Source organism: Actinomadura verrucosospora (assembly GCF_039540335.1).
Lineage (GTDB): Bacteria > Actinomycetota > Actinomycetes > Streptosporangiales > Streptosporangiaceae > Spirillospora > Spirillospora verrucosospora.
In genome coordinates this window covers 1-22,625 of sequence record NZ_BAABEV010000008.1, presented here as the reverse complement: position 1 = coordinate 22,625, position 22,625 = coordinate 1, and the positions used below count along the sequence as shown (strand labels likewise).

Annotated in this window: 21 protein-coding genes; 9 read left to right on the top strand and 12 right to left on the bottom strand. The window is 73.5% G+C overall.

Annotated elements, in window-relative coordinates; all coding sequences use genetic code 11:
* Positions 1 to 4 precede the first annotated feature (4 nt).
* Entirely contained in the window at positions 5 to 808 is an 804-nt protein-coding gene (locus ABD944_RS11655) for a carbon-nitrogen hydrolase family protein (protein ID WP_345175242.1), read from the top strand.
* Between the two features lie 196 nt (positions 809 to 1,004).
* Positions 1,005 to 1,499: a hypothetical protein gene (locus tag ABD944_RS11650; protein ID WP_345175240.1), complete on the top strand. Its 495-nt coding sequence runs from the start codon at positions 1,005 to 1,007 to the stop codon at positions 1,497 to 1,499.
* 8 nt (positions 1,500 to 1,507) lie between these two features.
* Here the strand turns inward: ABD944_RS11650 and ABD944_RS11645 are convergent, their stop codons facing one another.
* Genes ABD944_RS11645 through ABD944_RS11625 form a run of 4 tightly spaced genes read right to left on the bottom strand, consistent with a single transcriptional unit; the run spans position 1,508 to position 4,702 of the window.
* Positions 1,508 to 2,065 carry a Clp protease N-terminal domain-containing protein gene (locus ABD944_RS11645; RefSeq protein WP_378189081.1) on the bottom strand — a complete coding sequence of 186 codons (558 nt, stop codon included), beginning with the start codon at positions 2,063 to 2,065 and terminating at the stop codon, positions 1,508 to 1,510.
* A gap of 3 nt (positions 2,066 to 2,068) precedes the next feature.
* Positions 2,069 to 2,302, bottom strand: a complete 234-nt coding sequence (locus tag ABD944_RS11635) for a helix-turn-helix domain-containing protein (protein WP_345175238.1) — start codon at positions 2,300 to 2,302, stop codon at positions 2,069 to 2,071.
* Positions 2,303 to 2,360: 58 nt separating this feature from the next.
* Positions 2,361 to 3,380, bottom strand: a complete 1,020-nt coding sequence (locus ABD944_RS11630; protein WP_345175235.1) for a hemolysin family protein — start codon at positions 3,378 to 3,380, stop codon at positions 2,361 to 2,363.
* Positions 3,377 to 4,702, bottom strand: a complete 1,326-nt coding sequence (locus tag ABD944_RS11625; protein ID WP_345175234.1) for a hemolysin family protein — start codon at positions 4,700 to 4,702, stop codon at positions 3,377 to 3,379. Before ABD944_RS11625 ends, ABD944_RS11630 begins: the two co-directional genes overlap by 4 nt.
* Before the next feature lie 171 nt (positions 4,703 to 4,873).
* On the opposite strand from ABD944_RS11625, the gene ABD944_RS11620 reads away from it, so the two are divergent.
* Both ABD944_RS11620 and ABD944_RS11615 read left to right on the top strand, forming a co-directional pair.
* Entirely contained in the window at positions 4,874 to 5,833 is a 960-nt protein-coding gene (locus ABD944_RS11620) for an MBL fold metallo-hydrolase (RefSeq protein WP_345175233.1), read from the top strand.
* Between the two features lie 132 nt (positions 5,834 to 5,965).
* The gene (locus tag ABD944_RS11615) at positions 5,966 to 6,970 is read left to right on the top strand and encodes a hypothetical protein (RefSeq protein ID WP_345175232.1); all 1,005 of its coding nucleotides are present in this window, start codon (positions 5,966 to 5,968) and stop codon (positions 6,968 to 6,970) included.
* Positions 6,971 to 6,983: 13 nt separating this feature from the next.
* Here the strand turns inward: ABD944_RS11615 and ABD944_RS11610 are convergent, their stop codons facing one another.
* From ABD944_RS11610 to ABD944_RS11600, 3 genes are all read right to left on the bottom strand, one after another.
* Positions 6,984 to 8,861 (bottom strand): CASTOR/POLLUX-related putative ion channel, encoded by a 1,878-nt coding sequence (locus tag ABD944_RS11610; RefSeq protein ID WP_425550306.1) that lies wholly within the window; start codon positions 8,859 to 8,861, stop codon positions 6,984 to 6,986.
* Between the two features lie 183 nt (positions 8,862 to 9,044).
* The gene (locus tag ABD944_RS11605; RefSeq protein ID WP_179834013.1) at positions 9,045 to 9,374 is read right to left on the bottom strand and encodes a histone-like nucleoid-structuring protein Lsr2; all 330 of its coding nucleotides are present in this window, start codon (positions 9,372 to 9,374) and stop codon (positions 9,045 to 9,047) included.
* 17 nt (positions 9,375 to 9,391) lie between these two features.
* Entirely contained in the window at positions 9,392 to 9,883 is a 492-nt protein-coding gene (locus tag ABD944_RS11600; protein ID WP_345175231.1) for a histone-like nucleoid-structuring protein Lsr2, read from the bottom strand.
* A gap of 172 nt (positions 9,884 to 10,055) precedes the next feature.
* Between ABD944_RS11600 and ABD944_RS11595 the strand changes: the two genes are divergently transcribed.
* From ABD944_RS11595 to ABD944_RS11585, 3 genes are all read left to right on the top strand, one after another.
* Complete coding sequence (locus tag ABD944_RS11595; RefSeq protein ID WP_345175230.1) at positions 10,056 to 12,152, top strand: catalase; 2,097 nt, start codon at positions 10,056 to 10,058, stop codon at positions 12,150 to 12,152.
* Between the two features lie 667 nt (positions 12,153 to 12,819).
* Complete coding sequence (locus tag ABD944_RS11590; RefSeq protein ID WP_345175229.1) at positions 12,820 to 13,863, top strand: hypothetical protein; 1,044 nt, start codon at positions 12,820 to 12,822, stop codon at positions 13,861 to 13,863.
* 13 nt (positions 13,864 to 13,876) lie between these two features.
* A complete protein-coding gene (locus tag ABD944_RS11585; protein WP_345175228.1) occupies positions 13,877 to 15,082 on the top strand; it encodes a PucR family transcriptional regulator in 1,206 nt (401 codons plus the stop codon).
* 14 nt (positions 15,083 to 15,096) lie between these two features.
* On the opposite strand, the gene ABD944_RS11580 is transcribed toward ABD944_RS11585, so the two are convergent.
* The 3 genes from ABD944_RS11580 to ABD944_RS11570 form a co-directional block, all read right to left on the bottom strand.
* Positions 15,097 to 15,510 (bottom strand): nuclear transport factor 2 family protein, encoded by a 414-nt coding sequence (locus ABD944_RS11580; RefSeq protein ID WP_425550305.1) that lies wholly within the window; start codon positions 15,508 to 15,510, stop codon positions 15,097 to 15,099.
* Between the two features lie 71 nt (positions 15,511 to 15,581).
* The gene (locus tag ABD944_RS11575; RefSeq protein ID WP_345175227.1) at positions 15,582 to 16,769 is read right to left on the bottom strand and encodes a zinc-dependent alcohol dehydrogenase; all 1,188 of its coding nucleotides are present in this window, start codon (positions 16,767 to 16,769) and stop codon (positions 15,582 to 15,584) included.
* A gap of 78 nt (positions 16,770 to 16,847) precedes the next feature.
* Positions 16,848 to 17,495 carry a hypothetical protein gene (locus tag ABD944_RS11570; protein ID WP_345175226.1) on the bottom strand — a complete coding sequence of 216 codons (648 nt, stop codon included), beginning with the start codon at positions 17,493 to 17,495 and terminating at the stop codon, positions 16,848 to 16,850.
* A gap of 208 nt (positions 17,496 to 17,703) precedes the next feature.
* On the opposite strand from ABD944_RS11570, the gene ctaD reads away from it, so the two are divergent.
* A complete protein-coding gene (ctaD, locus tag ABD944_RS11565) occupies positions 17,704 to 19,392 on the top strand; it encodes an aa3-type cytochrome oxidase subunit I (protein ID WP_345175225.1) in 1,689 nt (562 codons plus the stop codon).
* A 10-nt stretch (positions 19,393 to 19,402) separates the two neighbouring features.
* Here ctaD and qcrB read toward each other — a convergent pair whose 3' ends face one another.
* Together qcrB and ABD944_RS11555 are read right to left on the bottom strand one after the other, a co-directional pair.
* Positions 19,403 to 21,037 (bottom strand): cytochrome bc1 complex cytochrome b subunit, encoded by a 1,635-nt coding sequence (qcrB, locus tag ABD944_RS11560; RefSeq protein ID WP_345175224.1) that lies wholly within the window; start codon positions 21,035 to 21,037, stop codon positions 19,403 to 19,405.
* Between the two features lie 89 nt (positions 21,038 to 21,126).
* A complete protein-coding gene (locus ABD944_RS11555) occupies positions 21,127 to 22,005 on the bottom strand; it encodes a LysR family transcriptional regulator (protein WP_345175223.1) in 879 nt (292 codons plus the stop codon).
* A 97-nt stretch (positions 22,006 to 22,102) separates the two neighbouring features.
* Here ABD944_RS11555 and ABD944_RS11550 point away from each other — a divergent pair.
* Positions 22,103 to 22,625 (top strand): MFS transporter (locus ABD944_RS11550; RefSeq protein WP_345175221.1); only part of this gene is annotated, 523 nt, incomplete at its 3' end.

The following is a 22,625-nucleotide window of genomic DNA, read 5'->3' as shown; positions in this document are numbered from 1 at the left end:
ACGTATGGTGCGGGTCGCGGTGGCGCAGTTCGCGCCCGGAACCGACAAGGACGAGAACCTGGCGGCGATCGGCGGGCTGGCCGCCGAGGCGGCCGGGCAGGGCGCGCGGGTCGTGGTGCTTCCCGAGTTCTCCATGTTCACCGCGCCGAAGATGGACCGGCGTTTCGTCGACTCGGCCGAGCCGCTGGACGGCCCGTTCGTGGCCGGGCTCGGCGAGCTGGCACGGCGCCACGGCGTCCACGTCGTCGCGGGAGTGAACGAGCGGCTGGACGACCCGGACCGCATCTCCAACACGCTCGTCGCCGTCGCCCCCGGCGCGGGCGTCGTCGCCGAGTACCGCAAGATCCACCTGTACGACGCGTTCGGGTACGAGGAGTCGGCGCTGGTGCGGCCCGGCGAGATCGGCGAGCCGCGGACCTTCGCCGTCGACGGCGTCACGTTCGGGATGCAGACCTGCTACGACGTGCGGTTCCCGGAGGTGACGCGGCGGATCGTGGACGCGGGCGCCGACGTCCTGGCGCTGCCCGCCGAATGGGTTCCGGGGCCGCTCAAGGAGGACCACTGGCGGACGCTGGTGCGGGCCCGGGCGATCGAGAACACGATCTACGTGGCGGCCGCCGACCAGTGCGCCCCGACCGGCGCGGGCAACAGCATGGTCGTCGACCCGATGGGCGTCGTCGTGGCCGCGCTGGGGGAGGGGACCGGGGTCGTGTCCGGGGACGTCTCGCCTGAGCGCGTCAAGGCCGTCCGAGCGAAGAACCCGGCGCTCGACCTTCGCCGTTTCACTGTCACCCCGGCCGGGGGCTAGAGGGGCCCCGGCCGCGAAGTCCGGCGTGACCGGGAAGTCCTCCGGCGCGGGTTGCGGTGGTCGCTGTCGGACTTCTCCGCGTTGGCCGAGAAAATCGCCCTGCGCGCGCGGCGGCGCCCCTAGCCAAGGTATCGAGCTGGCAACGGTTGCGGCGCGTCTCCGTGTCCGGACGGGTGCGCAGCGTGACCATCATGGGGTGCGCCTTTCTTCCAGCCTTCCGCCCGCCGGGTTCACCCGCGGCGAGCCCCGGCCGCCCGTCCGCCGTCCGAGCCGCCTGTCGGCGGTCGTCGCGGCGCTCGCCCTCGCCGCGGGGCTGTTCCTCGTCATCGCGTACGGGTCGACACGGGTCGCGCCGGCCCGTCCGGCGGACGGCGTCACCACGCCGGCGCCGTCGGCCAAGCCCGTTCCCGCGTCGACCCCGCCACCGGGACGGGACGTTGCGGAGCCCCGCGCGTACCCGTCCCGCCACCACGCCGGGAAGAAGAAGCGGGCCCACCGCCGCGAGCACGCCGCCGCCTCGCCGCGCCGGCACCACCGCCCCGTGCGGCGGCACCACAGGCCCGCGGCGCGAAAGCCGCCGCGGGCCCGCCACGCCCCGTCGTGGGTCTCGGGCGAGTGCAAACGGCGCTTCCCCTACGATCCCGCCCGCGGCGCCGCCTGCGTCGGCGCCCTCACCGGCGCCTTCGGCTGACCGGGCGGTCAGGCCGCCTTGGCCGCCAGCAGGCGGCTCATCTCGGCGCGCAGCTCCTCGACGTCCGCCCCCGCCTCGGTGGCCAGCCGCACCGACGAGAAGTCGCCGTCGTGCAGGACGCCGAGAAGCAGGTGGCCGCTGCGGATCTCCTTCTGGCCGAGCCGGAGGGCGTGCCGCAGGCTCAGCTCCAGCGCCTTCTTGGCGTGCGGCGTGAGGGGGATGTGACCCCGGCGGAACCGGCCGCTCCTCCCGGCCGGCGCGTCGAGGGCGCCCTCGCCGAAGCTCTGCTCGGTGGCCTCGCGGACGGCGTCCAGGTCGATCCCGATGCTGCGCAGGGCGTCGGGGTCGAGGACGTCGCCGCCCGCGCGGTTGAGCCGAACGATCCGGGCCCGCAGGTCGTCCGGGCCGAGCCCGTGCTCGCGCAGGACGCGTCCGGTGGCGCTCTCGGCTCCCGCCAGGGTGAGCAGGACGTGCTCGGTGCCGATGCGGCCGTCGCGCAGCGCCCGCGCCTCGGCCTGGGCCCCGATGACCGTCTGCCGCGCGTCCGCGGTGAAACGCTCGAACATCGTCTACTGCTCCTTCTTGAGTAGGCGGCGGCCGGTGCCGTGCTTCTTGTGGACGGCCTGCCGGCTCACGCCGAGGCAGACCGCGATCTCCTGCCAGGACCAGCCCTGGTCGCGGGCGCTGGCGACCTGCAGCGCCTCCAGCCGCTCGGCCAGCTCGCGCAGCGCGCGCACGGCCCGCAGTCCCACCGCGGGGTCCCGGCTGCTCGCCTCCTGGGCGAGCGTCACTCCGTCGCTCATGGCTGTCAATGTAGGTTGACATCCGAGGCGTGTCAACCAATGTTGACGCTTTCGACGGTCAGCGCACGGCCATCAGCGTGGTGAGCAGGTCGTCCAGGCTGACCAGGCCGGCGACGCGGCCGTCCGGCCCGACGGCGAGACCGAGGTGGCTGTGCCCCGCCTTGAGGATCGTGACCGCCTCGCCCACGGGCGTGCCGACCGGCATCGCCGGAACGGGGTGCGCCAGGTCCCCGGCGGGGGTGGCGCGGCCCCGCGCGCGGGCCACGAAGGCGTCCCGGACGTGCACCATGCGGGCCTGCCCCGGTCGCCCGGCGCCCCGCAGCATGAGCCGGATGTGGCCCGTGCGGGCCGACGCGTCGATGACCTCCTGCGGCGTCGCGGACGCGGGGACCGACACGATGTCCGAGACCGGCACCACGAGGTCGGCCAGCGGGGCGCGGGGCGCGTCCAGGGCGGCGGTGAGCAGCGTCAGCTCGCTCTGGCCGATCAGCCCGAGCCTCCGCGACTCCTGGGCGATGCTGCGCAGCTGCTCGGGGGTGCGCGACACCTCCCGCGAGTCGGCGGGGCGGACGCCCACCAGCCGCAGGAGCAGGTTCGTCGCGCCGTTCAACGCCGCCAGCACCGGGCGCACCATGGTGGCGAACGCGCGGAAGGGCAGGCCGAGCACGCTCGCCGAGCGCTCGGGGTCGGCGATCGCCCACGACTTCGGCGCCATCTCCCCGACGACCATGTGCAGGAACGTCACGAGCGCCAGAGCCAGGACGAACGCGACGGCGTGCGCCGCGCCCTCCGGCAGCCCGGCGGAGTGGAACAGCGGCGTGAGGGTCCCGGCGAACACCGGCTCGGACACCAGGCCGAGGCCGAGCGAGCACATCGTGATGCCGAGCTGCGCGCCCGCGAGGGTCACCGACAGCTCGTCGATCCCCGCGACGGCCGCGCCCGCCCCCCGCCCGCCGCGGGCGGCGGCCCGCTCCAGCCGCGGCCGCCGCGCCGCCACCAGCGCGAACTCGGTGGCGACGAAGAAGCCGTTGCCCGCCAGCAGCGCCAGCGTGACCGGGGCGCCCAGCCCGAGGTTCACCCGTCCTCCTCCACGGTGCGGATGCGGATCAGCTCCGGCACGTGCCGGTGGACGGTCAGGACCTCCACCACGGCGGTGCGGGCCGGCTCGTCCAGCCGGGTCGGGGCCAGCGGCACCCGGACGACGTCGCCCGGCCGCGCGACCCGGCCGAGCCGCTTCATCAGCAGCCCCGCGACGGTCTCGTAGTCGCCCTCCGGCAGCGCGATGCCGGTCTCGTGGGCGACCTCGTCCATCCGCAGCCCCGCGTCGGTCGTCCACCACTCGCCGCTGCGGATCGCGAGGTCCTCGCCCGGCTCGTTCTCGTCGGCGATCTCCCCGACCAGCTCCTCGGCGACGTCCTCCCAGGTGAGGATGCCGGCGAAGCCGCCGTACTCGTCCACCACGCAGGCGAGGGGCTCGCCGGCGCCCTGCAGCCGCAGCACCACCTCCGGCAGCGGCAGCGACGACGGCAGCAGCAGCGCCGGCCGGGCGAGCGCGCGGACCTCGGTGCGCGCGGCCTCGTCCGGGCCGAGAGCGACCAGCTCCTCCAGCCCGACGACCCCGACCACGTCGTCGACGCCCTCGCCGAGGACGGGGTAGCGGGTGTGCCCGCTCGCCGCGATCACGTCCCCCAGGTCGGCGGCCCGCGCCGCGGCGGGCACGGTCACCACGTCGACGCGGGGCACCATGACCTCCTCGGCGTCCCGCTCGGAGAACACCAGGGCCCGCTCCAGCAGGTCGGCGTGGCCCGCCTGGAACTGCTCCCCGGACTCGCCGATCATGTGCCCGAGCTCCTCCAGCGTCGCGCCGTGCCGCAGCTCCTCCACCGGCTCGATGCCCACCGCGCGGACGAGCCGGTTCGCGGACACATCGAACAGCCTGATCAGCGGGCCGGCCGCGGCCAGGTAGAACAGGGTGGACCCGGCCAGCGCGCGGGCCAGCGACTCCGCCCGCGCCAGCGCCAGGTTCTTGGGGAAGAGCTCGCCCAGCAGCATCTGGATCACCGTGGCCAGGACGAACCCGAGCGCGACCGCCACTCCGCCGGACGCCGCGTCCGGGACCCCGCCCGCGCGCAGCGCCGGCGCGATCAGGTCGGCGAGGGCGGGCTTGGCGATGAAGCCCACGACCAGCGCGGTGACCGTGATGCCGAGCTGCGCGCCCGACAGCATGAACGAGAGCCGGCCCATCACCCGCACCGCGCGCCCCGCGGCCCGGTCGCCCTCCGCCGCCCGCTGGTCGAGCGCCGGGCGGTCCGCGGTGACGAACGCGAACTCCTGCGCCACGAAGTAGCCGGTCGCGGCGGTCAGCACGAGGACGGCCAGCAGTCCGAGCGCGGCGTTCACCCGGGCCTCCTCCTCACGCGCGGCACCTTCGAGACCCCTCCTACCCCCGCCCGGGCCGTCCCTCCCCGGAGGGCGGGACGGTTATCGACCGCTCTGCGTGGAATGAATCACTGTGCAGGCGAACCGCAGTGCAGGCGAAGAGGCCGGGGCCACGACCGCGAGGGGGCGCCCATGCCGAAACCGTTCGCGTCGTCCGCGGACCTGAGCGACAGGACGCAGACGCTGGAGGTCCTCGCCGACGGGGTGTACGCGCTCACGGCCGAGGGCGACCCGAACGTGGGGGCGGTGGAGGGCGAGGACTTCCTCGTCTGCTTCGAGGCCCTCGCCACGCCCGCCGCGGCGCGCGACTGGCTCGCCGTGCTGCGCGAGCACACCGACAAGCCCATCCGCTACCTGGTCCTGTCGCACTACCACGCCGTCCGCACGCTGGGCGCGAGCGCGTTCGGCGCCCCGGTGGTCGTCGCGCACGACCTGACGCGCGCGCTGATCGCCGAGCGCGGCAAGCAGGACTGGGAGTCGGAGTACGGCCGGATGCCCCGGCTGTTCAAGGACCCGGACGGCATCCCGGGGCTCACCTGGCCGACCGTGACGTTCACCGGCACCCTCACCATCGACCTCGGCGGCGACCGCGGCGACCTCGACCTGGCCTACTGCGGGCGCGGCCACACCGAGGGCGACATCGTGGCGTGGCTGCCCCGGCACCGGATCCTGTTCGCCGGCGACCTCGTGGAGACCCAGGCCGCGCTCTACACCGGCGACGCGTTCCATCGCGAATGGGCGTCCGGCACGCTCGACCACGTCCACTCCTTCGGGGCCGAGACCCTCGTCGGCGGGCGCGGGGCGGTCGCGCACGGCCGCGACGCCGTGCAGGCGGCCGTCCGGCAGACCCGCGACTTCCTCACCACGATGATCGGCGAGGTCGAACGGGTCCGGCGGGAGGGCGGCGCGCTCAGGGACGCGTTCGCCGCCGTCCACGCGGCGCTCGCCCCCGCCTACGGCGGCTGGCCGATCTTCGAGCACTGCCTGCCCTTCGACGTCTCCCGCCTCTGGGACGAGCTGGACGGCATCGAACGCCCCCGCATCTGGACGGCCGAGCGCGACCGGGAGGTCTGGGCGGAGCTGCAGGACTAGCCGGTACCGGAGGAGGGATGCCCAGGGACCGCAGGAATGTCCGGATCTCGTGACAACCCGGAGACGGCCGGGCCCCGCGTGGAAGGCTCGGAACCGTCCGGCACAGGGTTCCCGACGCGGAGGGGAGTGGCGATGACCGAGCGATACCGTCCCCGCCCGGTGTTCGATCCCGGCATCGGCGGCGAGGAGCGCGCCCTGCTGGCCGCCGCGCCCGAGCGGCTCGTCCCGGCCTGCCTGCCCGCTCCGGCGCCCCCGCGGCTGCGCACCGGCACGGTCGCGGCGCGGCTGGTGTGGATCCCGGCGTTCGCGCTGTTCTACGGCGTGCTGCCGGGCGGATGGCTGCGCGTCTGCTTCGTCGCCTCGCTGGACGACGACGAGCTGGTGGGCGGCGCGGTGCGCTGGGGGAGGCTGCCCGTGGTCGCGATGATGGTCGTCCCGGCCGTGCAGGTCCTCCTGCTGCTGCTCGGCCAGGTGGAGGCCGCAGTCGTCCTCGCGGCCGCGAGCTTCGCCGCCTGGGTCGCCGGGGCGCTGCGGTACGTCCGGGAGCCCGCCGCCGCCCGCGCCGCGCGGGAGCACCACGGCCGCTACCTCCTGCCGGCCGACTTCGACGAGCCCGCCTCGGGGCTCCTCGTCCGCGCCCAGCGCGCCGTGGACGCCGTGCTCGGGTCGCGGGCGCACGGCGCCGGGCTGCTCGACGACATCAACAACGCGGTCGTCCTGCCGCGCCAGGAGTGGGCGATCGCGGGCGCCCTCGCCGAGCACACGCGGCTGCGCCGGGAGCGCCGCGCCCAGCGGCCGGAACGCCTCTCGGCGCGCGTCCGGGCCCTGCTGGAACCGCAGGACCGCGCGCTGGAGCTGTCGATCCGCTCGGTCACCGGGCGGATCGAGGCGCTGGAGGCCTACGCGCGCCGGGCGGGGGAGGCCGACGACGCCTACCACGAGGCGGGCGTCCTGCAGGGGCTGCCCGAGCAGAACGCCCGCTACCGGGACCTGCTGGCGAGCACCGTCGGGGACGCCCTGGCGGGCGAGGAGATCCGCGGGATGGCCGAGGACGCCCGCCAGGCCGAGCTGGCGCTGCGCGAGCGCGTCGCGGGCGCCGTGCGGGCCGGGCACGAACTGGGCCCGCCGCTCCGCTGACCCCGGGTCCCGCTCAGTTCTCGGCGAGCACGATGACGCGGTCGTCGGCCGAGAGCGTGAGCGGCGCCCACTTGTCCGGGTTCAGCACCACCCCGTAGCCGGGCGGCTCGTGGAACCGCTCCGTCAGGCGGTAGCCGAGCGCGACCTCGCCGCGCCGCCGGGCCGACTCGATGAGCGTCGCGAAGTCGGCCTCGGCGCCCGGCGCCAGGTAGTCGCAGGCGGGCTTGAGGTAGATCTCCGAGCCGGCCGGGTCGAGCAGGTCGGCGAACACCTCGTACAGGTGCCGGTTCTCGCTCAGCTGGGTCAGCATCAGGCTGATCAGCTTCTCGCTGACGACGAAGTCGTCGGCCTTGGTGACCTGCGCGATCTCCCGGTTGGCGTCGTCGTTGATCTCGCTGACGATGGCGAAGGGGTCGCCGAGCCCGTCCTCGATGTCGCGCAGGTGCAGCAGCGTGACGAGGGTGCGGGCGTCGGCGTGCTCCCGGTCGCGCCCGGCGTCCGACAGCACGATGACGCGCTGGAACGAGCCGAGGTCGAGGGACTCCAGCGCCGGCCGCTCGGTCGGCTCCGCCCGGACGAAGTCGATCTTGAGGTGGGCCGCCGGGGGCAGCGCCCCGGTGGGGTCCTCGCGCGGCGCGGCGACGACCAGCGCCGAGTCCGGGGCGAGGAACTCGTCCAGCAGCTCGATGATCTTCGGTGCGCGGTGGTTCCAGCCGAGCATCAGCGTGCGCTCGGGCACCGGGGGCCGCGCGGTCGCCGTCGTGATCGCCGCCTCCCGGACGGGCGGCGCGGGCCCGGTGGCGAGCCGGATCAGCAGGTCGTCCTCCGCCAGGAGGATGATCTCGTCGTCGGCGCGGATCACGGTGTCCATCGGCGGGTTCAGCAGGACGGCCCCGTCCGCCCGCCGCAGTCCGGACGGGACGCCGAGGTCGTAGGCCGACAGCGACTCCCCGAACGTCATGCCCGCGAGGGCCGGTTCGGTGCGCATGTAGAACTCGTGGCCGACGAAGTCCAGCAGCTCGGTGCAGACCTGCGACAGCCCCGACTGGCGGTGCGACTGGACGATCAGCCGGATCGCCACGTCGTCGGCGTCGATGACGTGCGCGGCGGGGCCGCCCGCGAGCCGGGCGGCGGGCAGGTTGGCCGAGTCGTGCACGGCGGCGACCACGTGCGGGCGGTGCCGCCCCCAGGTGCGGGCGCCGAGCGACAGCAGCACCTTGATGATGCGGGCGTCGGCCTCGTCGACCTCCGGCGTGACCACCATGATGGACCGCGCGGTCCCGGGGCTGACCAGCTCCACGTCCGCGACCTTCAGCGGGTCGCCGGTGCGGCACACGATCCTGGTGCGGCCGAGGTCGCCGACGCGCGCGCGGATGGCGTCCTCCATCTCGACCTTGTCCCGGTCGGCGAGGATCGCGACGCACGACCTGCGCCGGCTCTGGTTGGCCTCCACCAGCTCCGCCACCACGGTGAAGACTTGCTCGGACCAGCCGAGCAGCACCGTGTGGTCGTGCTCGACGATCCGCGACCGGCCCTTGCGCAACTCGGTGATCTTCGCTTCCAGGCCGGTGGTGAGCACGCCGATGAGCGAGCTGACGATGAAGATCCCGCCGATGGTCGAGACCAGCATCAGGCCGAGGTACGGCGCGGTGCCGGTGTCGTCCCCCATCGTCCCGGGGTCGAGCGTGCGCAGCAGGCTGCGCCAGACCATGCCGGGCCAGTGGCCGTTGGACTCGCTGTCGCCGGGCGCGAGCATGACGGCCGCGGTCGCCACCACCAGCACCAGCGCCCCGGACGCGAGCCCGAGCCAGCCGATGAGGGCGGGCGTCCCCTTCGCCATCGTCCGGTCGAACCAGTACCGGACCTTGTCCCGCCGCGTCACGCGTGTCAACGGGCCGCCCCCTCCGCCGTCGCCCCGGCGCCAGCTTATTGTGTTGTCTCGCACCATTACTGGCATTCTCTCCCGCAATGGGGGGAGGATTTGCCCGATGCACACGCAAGAGGGCCGGGGCGTGGATAAATCCGCCCCGGCCCCTCGCCGCGCGCCGGAACACCCCCGGCCGCGCGGCGGCCGCTAGTGCGCGGCTTCGTACTGCTCGATCACATTGGCGGGGATACGGCCCCGCTCATTGACCTTGATGCCGCGGTTCTTCGCCCACTCGCGAATCTCGGCGGAGCGCTCGCGGCTGCCCGCGGTGCGCGTCCCGCGGCCGCCCCGGCCCGCGGCCTTGCGCGCCTTGCGGGCGCCGGCCACGAACGGCTCCAGGCCGCTGCGGAGCTTGGCGGCGTTCTTCTTGCTCAGGTCGATCTCATAAGACGTGCCGTCGAGGGAAAAGCTGACGGTCTCGTCAGCCTCTCCGCCGTCGATGTCGTCCACGAGAAGGACTTCGACCTTCTGTGCCATGCGGGGACTCCCTCTAGCTATGCGTCCGGCTTGGCGTCCGGATGTGCCTCGATGAATGCAGCATAGACCTCATCCGATATCTTGCCACGTTCGGAGACTTCGATGTCCTCACGCAATGCCCACGCGCGGACATCGCCGTTCGTGTAGCCCTTGATCTTCGCGGTGCGCGACTTGCGGCCCTTCCCTGCCGGCTTCACCTCGGCGGCGTTCTCGATGAAGGGCGCGAGGGCGTCCAGCATCTCGTTCAGCCGCTTGTAGTTGTCATCGTTCAAGTCGATCGTGAACGTCCGGTCGAGGACTTCGAAGTCCCGCTTTGCGACATCGGCTCCTTCGGAGCCGTCGATGTCGTCCACCCGAATGACCTTCTCGGCCATGTGTTCTGTGTCTTCCTTCCCCTTGCCGACGCGGCGACCTTGACCGTAGCGGATTCCGGGGGCGGACATGGTGGCGGGACGCGCGGGGAGCACGGAAGAAGGGTGCGCGCCGGCCGCCGCGGCGCCGGTTCGCACGGTCGCCGTTCCCGTCCTCCCCGGGTCAGAGCGAGCACGAGCGCCTGGACCGGGGTGGGACGGAGGGAGGCCCAAGTTCCGGTCAAACAACGCATGGCGCGGAGTTACCGGGGTAGCCGCCCCATCACGGGCGCAGCCACCGCCACCGACTCATCACCCGAGGAGCCAGAGCATGGGCGACCCCACCGGCCGCAACGACCGGAAGCAGGAGCAACTGGACCCTCGGCGGGTGAGCCCGGAAGGGGCGAGGCTCACCACCGACCAGGGCATCCGGGTCGACGACACCGACAACTCGCTCTCCGCGGGGGAGCGCGGACCCTCGCTGCTGGAGGATTTCCATCTGCGCGAGAAGATCACCCATTTCGACCACGAGCGGATTCCCGAGCGGGTCGTGCACGCGCGCGGTTCGGGAGCCTACGGCCATTTCACGCTGCACGAGTCCCTCGCCGAGTACACGACGGCCGAATTCCTGACGGACACCTCGCTGACGACGCCGGTGTTCGTGCGGTTCTCCACCGTCGCCGGGTCCCGCGGCTCCGCCGACACGGTCCGGGACGTCCGCGGGTTCGCCACGAAGTTCTACACGCGGCAGGGCAATTTCGACCTCGTCGGCAACAACATGCCGGTCTTCTTCATCCAGGACGGCATCAAGTTCCCCGACTTCGTGCACGCGGTGAAGCCCGAGCCGGCGAGCGAGATCCCGCAGGCGTCCTCCGCGCACGACACCCTCTGGGACTTCGTGCAACTCCAGCCCGAGACCATGCACATGATGATGTGGCTCATGTCGGACCGGGCGCTGCCGCGCAGTTACGCGATGATGGAGGGCTTCGGCGTCCACACTTTCCGGCTCGTGAACGCCGAGGGGCGCGCGACGTTCGTGAAGTTCCACTGGAAGCCCAGGCTCGGGATCCACTCGCTCGCCTGGGACGAGACCCAGAAGATCGCGGGGAAGAACCCCGACTTCAACCGGGCCGACCTCTGGGAGCGGATCGAGGCCGGCGCCTTCCCCGAGTACGAGTTCGGGGTCCAGCTCGTCCCGGAGGAGGACGAGCACTCGTTCGACTTCGACCTGCTCGACCCGACCAAGATCATTCCGGAGGAGCGGGTGCCGGTGCGGCCGGTCGGCACGCTGGTGCTCGACCGCAACCCCGACAACTTCTTCGCCGAGACCGAGCAGGTCGCCTTCCATCTCGGCAACGTCGTGCCCGGCATCGACTTCACCAACGACCCGCTGCTGCAGGCGCGGCTGTTCTCCTACCTGGACACGCAACTGATCCGGCTCGGCGGGCCGAACTTCCCGCAGCTCCCCGTGAACCGTCCCGTCGCGCCCGTCCGCAACCACCACCGCGACGGCTACCACCAGACGGACATCCACCAGGGGCGGGCGAGCTACCACAAGAACTCGCTCTCGGGGGGCTGCCCGGCGGTGGGCGGCGAGGGCTCCTTCACCCACTACCAGGAGCGGGTGGACGGCAACAAGATCCGCAAGCGCAGCGAGAGCTTCGCCGACCACTACTCCCAGGCGACGCTGTTCTGGAACAGCATGTCCGACTGGGAGAAGGAGCACATCGTCGGCGCGTTCCGGTTCGAGCTCGGCAAGTGCGACCACCGGCACATCCGGGAGGGCGTCATCGAGCACCTCAACCACGTCGACCACGCCCTCGCCGTCCAGGTCGCCGAGGGCGTCGGGGTGGAGCCGCCCGGGGAGCCGGCGACGGCGAACCACGGCCGCACCTCGCCCGCGCTGAGCCAGGCGAACGCGCGCGCGGACTCCGTCCAGGGCCGCAAGATCGCGGTGCTGGTGGCGGACGGGGCCGACTCGGCGGCCGTCGCGGCGGTCGGCGACGCGCTCACCGAGGCCGGGGCGGTGGTCGAGGTCCTCGCCGCGAAGGACGGCTTCGTCCAGGCGGCGAACGGCGGGCAGATCGAGGTGACCCGCGCCATGCCGACGGTCGCGTCCGTCCTCTACGACGCGGTGCTCGTGCCGGGCGGCGAGCAGAGCGTGCGGACGCTGGCGGGGGACGGCGACGCCGTGCACTTCGTCGCCGAGTCCTTCGTCCACTGCAAGGCGATCGGCGCGCTCGACGAGGGCATCGGCCTGCTGGAGCGGGCCGGCATCGACGGCGTGCGGTTCTCCGACGGGGCCGCCGTCAGCGACGCCGGCGTCGTCACCGGGCGCGGGGCGGGCGGCGGCTTCCCCGCCAAGCTGGTCGAGGCGGTCGCGGCGCACCGGCACTGGACGCGCAAGAAGGCGCACGTGCCGGCCTGACCCGCGGCCGGGGACGGCCTCCCGCCCGCGGGCGGGACGGATCGGGGGACGGGGCCCGGCGCGGTGGACGCTCATGCGAGCCGCCGCGCCGGGCCCCGCCGCACTGGCCGCATTCTGCCAATAATCTGTGGGCAACGTCACAGAGCACGGTCGATCCGGGCAATTGAAGAATAATTTGAAAATATACCTTGTGCGATCCGCCGGATAATGCGCGGCGTTGATCAGGTGGAAACGCGCGGCGCTCGGTCTCCCGGAAGGCGGGTGACGTGCGCGATCGACGCCGCCCGCGGCCGGCCGCCCTCTCGCAAGCGGACGCTGACATGCGGTTTCCGGGCCGGCGGCGCCTGTCGCGGAGCGTGTCCGCGTCGTGCCGGTTGCCGGACCGGGCAGCCCGGCGCGCCCCGGACTGCCCAGGGGTGCAGTTCATGGATCCGCTTTTCTGTAGCAAGATGACGGCCGTCCGGTCGGCTTTTCCGCCCTTCCCTGGAAGAGCGTCCGGCGCCGTTTCCTGAGCGGGTCGGCGAGCGTCGGGCCGGGAAAAGGAAACGCGCATGGCCGGGTCCGTCATCGCTCGATTTCGTGAGCCGGCGTTCCCGACGGCGCCCGGATCGAGCCGGACGGCGGCGCCGGCACGGCTCGCGACACCCCGCAGCAGAGGAGTTGGCACGTGGACGAGGGAGCGTTCGGCAGGGCCGCCCAGGAACGGGCGATCGCCGAGGTCGAGGTGGAGATGGCGCGGCTGTGCGAGCTGCTCGCCGAGGGCCTCGCGATGGGCGTCGACGGGGGCCGCGAGATGGTCGGGGGCGCCATGTCGGAGTTCCTCGTGGAGTTCTTCGGGCTCGTCCGGGCCGAGGGCCCGCGTCCGGGCGTGAGAGAAGTGATCACGCTGCCGCTGCTGGTGCACGGGGCGGAGACCGGCGCGCCGGGCCCCGCCATGCCCGTCGCCGTGCTGCACCTGCTCTGGTGGGCGTCGGCGCGCCACCTCGACGACCTCACCTCCGCCGGCGCGCCGGCCCCCGCGGGCGCCGCCGCCGGCGGGAGGGTGCTCACCGCGCTGGCCGTCGGCGGCCAGCTGCCCGGCCGGCTCATCGTCGGCATGCCCGTCGGCGCCGCCGTGCGCGCCGCGCTCGCGGACGAGCTCTCGCGCGCCTGGGTGGACGCCGTCGACGGGCGGCTCCGCGTCCTCGCCGAGCGGGCGCCGAACGCCACCTGCGAGTCGGTGCTGCGCGGCTACGAGGGCAGGACCGGCGCGCCCTACGCGATGGCCGCGGCCTCGGCGGCGCGCCTCGCCGGAGCGGACGACCACCGGGTCGCGGGCTGGCGGGCGTACGGCCGCGCGTTCGGCGTGCTGTGCCGGCTCGCCGACGACCGGCGCGACCTCGTCTCCGGGCGGCACGAGGGCCTCGCCGCCGGCACCGCCACGCACCTGCTCGTCCACCTGCTGGCCGGGCTGCCGCCCGCGCGGCGCCGCGAGGCCCTCGCGCTGCACGCCTCCGCCCGCCACTCGGCGTCCGCGCGCGCCGAGATGGCCGCCTGGATGCTCGACGAGGAGGTCGCCGAATCCTACGCCGCCTCCGTCGCGCCGCTGGCCGGGCGCGCCCACGGCCTGCTCGACATGCTCGGCGGCGATCCGGGCTGCGTCCGGGAGCTGCACCGGGCGGTCGAGGGGACCGTCGGCCACCTGCCCGGGCTGCCGCTGGCCGCGGCCTAGGGGAGGATCGTCGATGACCGTTTCCGGCGGCCTCCCGGAAGTCCTCGCCGCGCACTGCCCGCGGGTCGCCACGGCGATCCGGGAGGCGCTGCACGGCCACCCCGCCTACCAGCCGATCCGCCGGGCGGCGGGCCCGATGTTCGGTGGGCGCCGGGAGACCTGCGCCCGGCTGCTCGGCCTCGTGCTGCGCCGGTCGCCCCTCCCCGAGGACGACCGCGGGCGCTTCCGCGACCTCGGCGTCCTCGCGGCCCGGCAGGCGATCCCGCTGCCGGTGCTGTCGGAGGCGTGGGACCTGGCCCTCGCCGCCGCGGCGCGGTCGTGCTGGACGGTCGCGCCGCCCGGCTGCTTCACCGAGATGGCCGAGCTGACCGCGCACGCGGCCCGGCTCGCGGCCGGCGCGCGGGAGGCCTGCATCCAGGGGTACGCGGAGGCGCCCCGCGAGGGGACGAGATCGCGGCCGCTGCGCCGGCTCCTCGCCGAGACCCTGATCGACGGCGCTCCCGCCGGAGTGATCGCCGACGCGGCCGGCGTCCGCCTCGCGCCCGCCTACCTCGTCCTGCGGTGCGAGGCCCCCGCGCTCGCGGAACAGGACTGGGAGCGGGAGAGCGAGCGCCTGGAGTCCTGGGAGGGCGTGCTGTACTCCGGCGGCCCGGAGGGGCTGACCGTGCTGTTCCCGGCCGCCGAACCGCTGCGCGCGGAGGACCTGGCCGCCGAGTTCACCGCGGGCCTCGCCGCCCGTTCGCGCGGGCCCGTGCACGCCGCCCGGTCCTGCCGGCGCGGCGTCGCCGGCATCCCGGCGGCGCTGGAGGAGGCCTCCCGCGTCCTGACGATCGCCAAGGCCATCCCGGACGCCGAGGACCGCCCCTACGGGGCCGACGAGCTGCTCGTCGAGCTGGCGATCCTCGGGCAGCCCGCGATCCGCGGGCGGCTCGCCGCCGTGCTGTCCCCGCTCGACGCCGGCACCGACCTGCGGCGGACGCTGGAGGTGCTGCTCGCCTGCAACCTCGACCGCGAGCGCGCCGCGCGGGAGCTGTGGATCCACCGCCGCACGCTGCACTACCGGCTGGACCGCATCCGGGCCCTGTCCGGCGTCGACCCGAGCTCCGCGCGCGGCCTCCAGCTGTTCCGCGCCGCCCTCACCTCGGCCCGGCTGGCGCGCCTCGAGCACGAGGGCCGCCGCGCCGAGGACGGCTCCCTCCCCTCACCGGTGAGCGTCTGAAGGGAGGCCCGGGGTCAGGCGAGGCCCATCTCGCGTCTGACGTTCTCGTACTGCACCGCCATCGCGTCCGCGAGCGCCTGCGCGCCCGACAGCGGCCGGACCATGACGCAGAACTCGTCGATGAGCCCGGCGTCGTCGTGGTGCAGGAAGTCGCAGCCGTGCACCTCGCGGTCGCCGATCCGCGCCTTGAAGACCAGCGCGTGGTCCCGGCCGCCGCCGATCTCGCGGACGTAGCGGAAGTCGGCGAAGACCCGGGTCACCGCGCGCAGGATCGCGGTGGCCGTGGCACGTCCCTCGTACGGCGCGAACGCCACCGGGCTGAGGAACGTCACGTCCTCGGCCAGCAGCGCCGGAAGGGCGTCCAGGTCGCCCTTCTCGATGGCGGCGCGGAACGGGTGCATCGGGTCCACCTCCAGAGCCTCGGTCATCGGCACGCCCGAGGACGTGCCGGAAAGCCTAGGGCGGGCGGCCCTGGTCCGCGATCACCCGGCGGGCGCCGTCACGTGCCCGGCCGCAGCAGGATCTTGACGGCGCCGTCCCGCTTCTTCTGGAACATCTCGTAGGCCTCGGGCGCCCTCTCCAGCGGCCAGCGGTGCGTGGCGAGGTCCATCACGCCGAGCGGGTCGGCGTCGTCGGCGATGAGCGGCATCAGGTCGTCGATCCAGCGCTTCACGTGGGCCTGGCCCATGCGCAGGGTGACGCCCTTGTCGAACATCTGCATCATCGGCAGCGGGTCCGTCATGCCGCCGTACACGCCGCTGAGGGAGATCGTCCCGCCCCGCCGCACGACCTCGATGGCCGTGGTGAGCGCCGCGAGCCGGTCCACCCCGACGCGCGCCATCAGCGGCGCGGCGGAGTTGCCCGGCATGAGCCCGGTGAGGGCCTGGGCGATCTTGGCGCCGGGGGAGCCGTGCGCCTCCATGCCGACTGCGTCGATCACCGAGTCGGTGCCGCGCCCGCCGGTGAGCTGCCGGACCGCGTCCGGCACGTCGTCGGCGTCGGAGGCGTCGATCACCTCGATCCCGTGCCGGCGCGCCATCTCCAGCCGCTCCGGGACGAGGTCGACCGCGATCACCCGGTGGCCGAGATGGCGGGCCACGCGGGCCGACATCTGCCCGATCGGGCCGAGCCCGAGCACGGTGACCGAACCGCCCTCGGGGATGTCGGCGAAGGCCACCGCCTGCCAGGACGTGGGGAGCACGTCCGACAGGTAGACGAACCGCTCGTCCGGCGGCCCCTCGGGCACCTTGATCGGCCCGAACTGGGCCTGTGGTACCCGCAGGTACTCGGCCTGCCCGCCGGGCACCTGCCCGTACAGCCGCGTGTAGCCGAACAGGGCCGCGCCGGTGTTCTGCTCGCGGACCTGCGTCGTCTCGCACTGGGCGTACAGCTCGAGGCCGCACATGTGGCAGTGCCCGCACGCGATGTTGAACGGGATGACCACGCGGTCGCCGGGTCGGACGTGGGTGACGTCCGGCCCGGTCTCCTCGACGACGCCCATCGGCTCGTGGCCGAGGATGTCGCCCTCGCTCATGAACGGCCCGAGCACCTCGTACAGGTGCAGGTCCGATCCGCAGATGCCGGTCGAGGTGACCCGGATGACCGCGTCGTTCGCCTCCTTGATCTTCGGATCGGGGACCTCGTCGACGCGGACGTCGCGCTTGCCGTGCCAGGTGACAGCCTTCATCGTGCTCCTCCGGTGGGACGGGCTCCGTCCCAGGCGGCCCTACCCGGGCGGCCGGGGCGAAACGTCCGCGCCCGGCCGTCAGGGGCAGCGGTGGGCCCGCGCGACGGCGCGCACGGCCGCCGTCCTGGTCGCCCAGAGGGAGGGCATGGCGGGCGGGTACGCGTCCGGCCCCGGTTCGGGGCGCAGCCGGAATCCGCGGGCGTCGTAGGCCTCCCAGCCCGTCCTGCGGCCGCGCAGGTTCAGGACGTGCGTCACCGTCCCGGCGGCGTGCCCGTCGTGGCGCAGATGCCAGCGGTGGGCGTCACGGTCCGCGGTCGTGAACTGGTACAGCCGCCAGCCGGGCCCGAAGCGGTGGGCCAGGTCGAGGGTCACGAGCGGCTCGCCGCTGCCCGGCCGCCGGGTGCGTTCCCGGGTGCCGGTGCCGGTGCCGGTGCCGCTGCTGGGACGCGGACCGTGGTCGCGGACGAGCCGGGCGAGTTCGCGTGCGGCCTCCGCCAGGGCGTGCGCGGCTTCCGCGAGCCGCCGCTCGTCCGCCGGCGGCGCGCCGGCGGCGGCACCGGTCTCGCGTTGCGCCCGCGCCATCCTCCAGGCGGCGGCGTCCAGCCGGGCGAGCGCGCGCGCGGCCTCGTCGCGCGCGGCCGCGACACCGGCCTGCCCGCCGGCGTCCCGCGGGCGCGGTGGTTCGGCGGGCTCCCGGGCCCGGGGGGTGAGCTTCTCGTCTCGCACGGGGGGCTCCTTCGAACGTGCCATTCTTCGGCGCTTTCCCGAACTTCGCGCCTTCATCCCTCGCCCGATTCCCCAGGCCATCGGCTTGTGGGTCTTTAAGGAGAAATGCCGGATTTCAGGGCCGCTCCGGTCCCCTCCCGCCGCGTTTGAAACCGGCGTGCGCGGCAAGTGGCCGGATGGGGCCGGACGGGGGGAGGGGAGGGCCGGGATGACGACCGTGCAGGGGCGGCAGGACACCAGCGTCGCCGACGCGCTCGCGCGGCACCGCAAGGGAACGAGAATCGGCCACGTGCTGGCGACGACCGACCACAAGATGGTCGGCTACCTCTATCTGGGAACGTCGTTCGGGATGTTCCTGGCCGCCGGGCTCATGGCCATGCTGATGCGTGCCGAACTGCTGGAGCCCGGCAAGCAGGTGGTGAGCAACCAGACCTACAACGAGCTGTTCACCATCCACGGCACGATCATGATGCTGCTGTTCGCCACCCCGCTCTTCGCCGGGTTCGCCAACGTGCTCGTCCCGCTGCAGATCGGCGCGCCGGACGTGGCCTTCCCGCGGATGAACGCGCTCACCTACTACCTGTTCCTGTTCGGCGCGCTCATGGTGCTGGCCTCGTTCATCATGCCGGGCGGGGCCCCCGGCTTCGGCTGGTTCGCCTACACGCCCCTGTCCACCCAGACGTACACGCCGAACCAGGGCGGCGACATGTGGGCCATGGGACTGATCCTGTCGGGCCTGGGGACGATCCTGACCTCGGTGAACATGATCTCCACGATCATCGCGATGCGCGCCCCGGGCATGGTGATGTTCCGGCTCCCGATCTTCACCTGGAACGTGCTGCTGACCAGCCTGATGGTCCTCATCGCCTTCCCCGTGCTGACCGCGGCGCTGTTCGCGCTGGAGGCCGACCGCAGGCTGGGCGCCCACATCTACGACCCCTCCAACGGCGGCGCGCTGCTCTGGCAGCACCTGTTCTGGTTCTTCGGCCATCCCGAGGTCTACATCGCGGCGCTGCCGTTCTTCGGGATCATCACCGAGATCCTCCCGGTGTTCAGCCGCAAGCCGCTGTTCGGCTACCTCGGCATGGTCGGCGCCACCATCGCGATCACCGGGCTGTCGATGACGGTCTGGGCGCACCACATGTTCGCCACCGGCGGCGTGCTGCTGCCGTTCTTCTCCATCACCTCATTCATGATCGCCGTGCCGACCGGCCTGAAGTTCTTCAACTGGGTCGGGACGCTCTGGAAGGGGCATCTGACCTTCGAGACGCCCATGCTGTTCGCGCTCGGGTTCCTGGTGACGTTCCTGTTCGGCGGCCTGACGGGGGTCATCCTCGCCTCGCCCCCCATGGACTTCCACCTCACCGACTCCTTCTTCGTCGTCGCCCATCTGCACTACGTGCTGTTCGGCACCGTGGTGTTCGCGATGTTCGGCGGGTTCTACTTCTGGTGGCCGAAGATGACGGGCCGGAAGCTGAACGAGACCTGGGGGAAGGTCCACTTCTGGTCGCTGTTCTTCGGCTTCCACACCACCTTCCTCGTCCAGCACTGGCTGGGCGCCGAAGGCATGCCGCGGCGCTACGCCGACTACGCCGACCAGTTCGCGACCCTGAACTTCGTGTCGTCGATCGGCTCGTTCGTCCTGGGCGCCTCGACGTTCGCGTTCCTGTGGAACGTGCTGTGGTCCTGGCGGCACGCCGAACGCGTCGGGACGGACGACCCGTGGGGCGCCGGCGCCTCGCTGGAATGGGCGACCTCGTGCCCGCCTCCCCGCCACAACTTCACCTCGATGCCGCGCATCCGTTCCTCGCGCCCCGCGTTCGACCTGCACTACCCGCCGAAGGAGCCGCCGCAGGAGGCCGAGCCGGCGCTGCCGCCGCCGGGATGGTCCGGCTGACGGGCGCCGGTCACTCGCCCTGGCCGTCCTCCGGGCCGCCCTTCCGCAGGTCGCCCTGGCCGCCGCCGTGCGACTCCGCCTGGTAGTTGAGATAGAAGCGGTTGACGCGGGTCCGGACCTGCGTGCGGGCCCGGTCCGGTGTCGGCAGCGGGATCACGTGGTGCGGGTAGGGCGCGACCAGGTCGCCGGGCCGCCGGGCCCGCATCAGCGCCTCCGCCTCCTCGGACGGCTGCTCGTGCCGCTCCCGGAACCCCCCGTCCGGCGTCAGCGAGACCAGGCCGCTCTCCACGCCCTCCTCGCGCGTCCGCAGGTCGCGGCGCTGCAGGCTCAGGCAGACCCGGCGGGTGACGGCGAAGGCCGCGATCGGGAGGACGAAGAAGCCGGCGCGGAAGAACCAGGTCGTCCAGAACAGCGGGATCTTGAAGGTCGAGGAGAGGTAGTCGTTGCCGCCGGCCGCCAGCAGGTTGCCGTACCAGGCGATGACGGCGGCCCCGATCGCGGTCCTGGTCGCGGCGTTGCGCGGCCGGTCCAGCAGGTGGTGCAGGCGCTCGTCCCCCGTGGCCCAGCGCTCCACGAACGGGTACAGGCCGATGAGCGTGAAGAACGCGCCGGGCAGGAGGACGGCGGGGACCAGCACGTTCCAGGAGATCGTGTGCCCGGCGACGGTCGTGGACAGGGGCGGCATGATGCGCAGCGAGCCTTCGAGGAACCCGACGTACCAGTCGGGCTGGGAGCCGAACGACACCTGGTCCGGGTCGTAGGGGCCGTACAGCCAGACCGGGTTGATCTGGAAGAAGGCCGCCAGCCCGGCCAGGACGCCGAAGGTGAAGAGGAAGTAGGCCGTGCTCTGCGTCGCGAAGTGCGGGAAGGTCGGCTCCCCGGTCACCGCCCGCTCCCGCCGCCCCCGGCCCGGGAAGATCGTGTGGGTCTGGTGCCAGAGGATCATCAGGTGCGCGGTGATGAGGGCCAGCAGGATCCCGGGGATGAGCAGGATGTGCACGGTGAACAGCCGCGGGATGAACTCCTCGGCGGAGGGGAACTGCCCGCCGAAGGCCCACAGGGCCGCGTACGTCCCGACGAGCGGGACCGACAGCAGGATGCCCTGGAAGATCCGCAGGCCGGTGCCCGACAGCAGGTCGTCCGGCAGCGAGTACCCGGCGAACCCCTCGGCGACGGCCAGCGTGAACAGCGTCGTGCCGATCACCCAGTTGATCTCCCGCGGCTTGCGGAAGGCGCCGGTGAAGAAGACCCGCAGGAGGTGGACGCAGATCGCCGCGACGAAGACGTTCGCCCCCCAGTGGTGGATCTGCCGCATCAGCAGCCCGCCCCGCACGTCGAACGACACGTGCAGGGTGGAGGCGTACGCCTCGCTGACCCTGACGCCCTTGAGCGGGCCGTACGAGCCGTCGTAGACGATCTCCGTGCCGCTCGGGTGGAAGAACAGCGTCAGGTAGACGCCGCTGAGCAGGAGGACGACGAACGAGTAGAGCGCGATCTCGCCGAGCAGGAACGACCAGTGCTTGGGGAACGCCTTGCGGATGTTCTTGTCCAGGAACTCGGCTGACCCGAGCCGGTCGTTGACCCCCCAGAAGAGCTGCCGCACCCGCTCGGCCTTCGCGGTCTCGCTCCCGTTTTGCCCTGCCATAGCGTTCTCCCCCGCCGAGCAGTGGTGTCCTCTGGCGGCTACCCGGGGTGGGTAGGGGCAAACGCTCCGTGTCGGCGGCGCGGACAGGGTCAGGCGCCGGCCGCGTAGAGCACCTCCCGCATGCCGGGAAGGGCTTCCCGGTCGGCGCGCCAGACGAGGCGGAGGCCCAGGTCCGGGGCGTCGAACGCCAGCCGGGCGAGGGTTCCGGCGGCCAGCCGGTCGCGGACGGCGAACTCGGGGAGCAGCGCGATGCCGAGGCCCTGCTCGGCCCAGGACGCCATCACGGTGACGCTGCCCGCCCTGACCCGCTCGACCGCGGAGCCGAGAAGCCGCTCGCCGGCCATCCAGAACGAGCACGCCGGCACGTTGACCAGCAGCTTCTCGCCGTGCAGGTCGCCGGCGGCCAGGCGGGGGGCCGCGGCGAGCCGGTGGTCCGGCGCGGCGACGAGGGCGAGCGGCACCGGCTCCACGTCGACGAAGTCCAGCGGCGCCGGCGGGGGCGGGAAACCGAGCCCGCCCACGTCCTCCCCGGCGTCCAGCAGCAGCGCCGCCTCCAGGTCCCCGGAGGCGACCGCGTCGAGGAGCCGGTCGCGGGCCGCGTCCGACCGGACCTCGACCCGCAGCCCGGGCCGCCGCTCGGCCAGCCTGGCCAGGACGCGGGGGACGTGCGTGGCGGCGATCGACTCCAGCGCGCCGAGCCGCAGCACCGGCCGCTCCCCGGCCACCTCGCGGCGGGCCTCCTCCGCCTGCCGCAGCAGGCGCCGCGCCCACCCGCGCATCCGCTCGCCCGCCTCGGTCGGCCGCATGCCCTTCGGGCCGCGGTGGAACAGCGGGACGCCCAGCGACGCCTCCAGCGCGCGGATCTGCTCCGACACCGACGACGGCGCGAGACCGAGCGCGTTGGCCGCGTCGGTGACGGTCCGGTGGGCGAGGACGGCCTCGAACGTCCGCAGCTGGCGCAGTTCCATGCCGGTGGCAACCCGGCCCGTCCGTTCGGATATTCCGAACGCGCCGTGCGGTTCCGCCGGTGGAGCCCGGCGGCGCGGATTCCCAGACTGGGGCCCCATGACCTCGGTTCTTCCCTCCGCACCGGCGGACGCGGCCCCCGGGCGGCGCGGCCTCGCCCTCCTCGGCATCTCGCTCGGCTACTTCATGGTGCTGCTCGACACGACCGTCCTGTCGGTGGCCGAACCCGACCTCGCCGACTCCCTGAACGGGACGGTCGCGGGCCTGCAATGGGCCGTCACCGGCTACACCGTCGTCTTCGGGGCGCTGCTGCCGTCGGCGGGCGCCCTCGCCGACCGGTACGGCGCGCACCGCGTCTTCCGCGCGGGCGTCGCGGCCTTCGGCGCGGGGTCGCTGCTGTGCGCCGCGGCGCCGGACCTGTGGACGCTCGTCGCGCTGCGCGCGGTCCTCGGCGCCGCCGCCGCGGCCTGCGTGCCCGCCTCCATGGCGATGATCGTCCGCCTGTACCCCGCGCCCGCCGAGCGCGCCCGCGCCGTGGCGAGCTGGGCGGCGACCAGCGGCGCTGCGCGAGACCCTCGCCCGCCTCCGCGCCCAGGGACGCCGGGTCAAGTTCCTCTACACC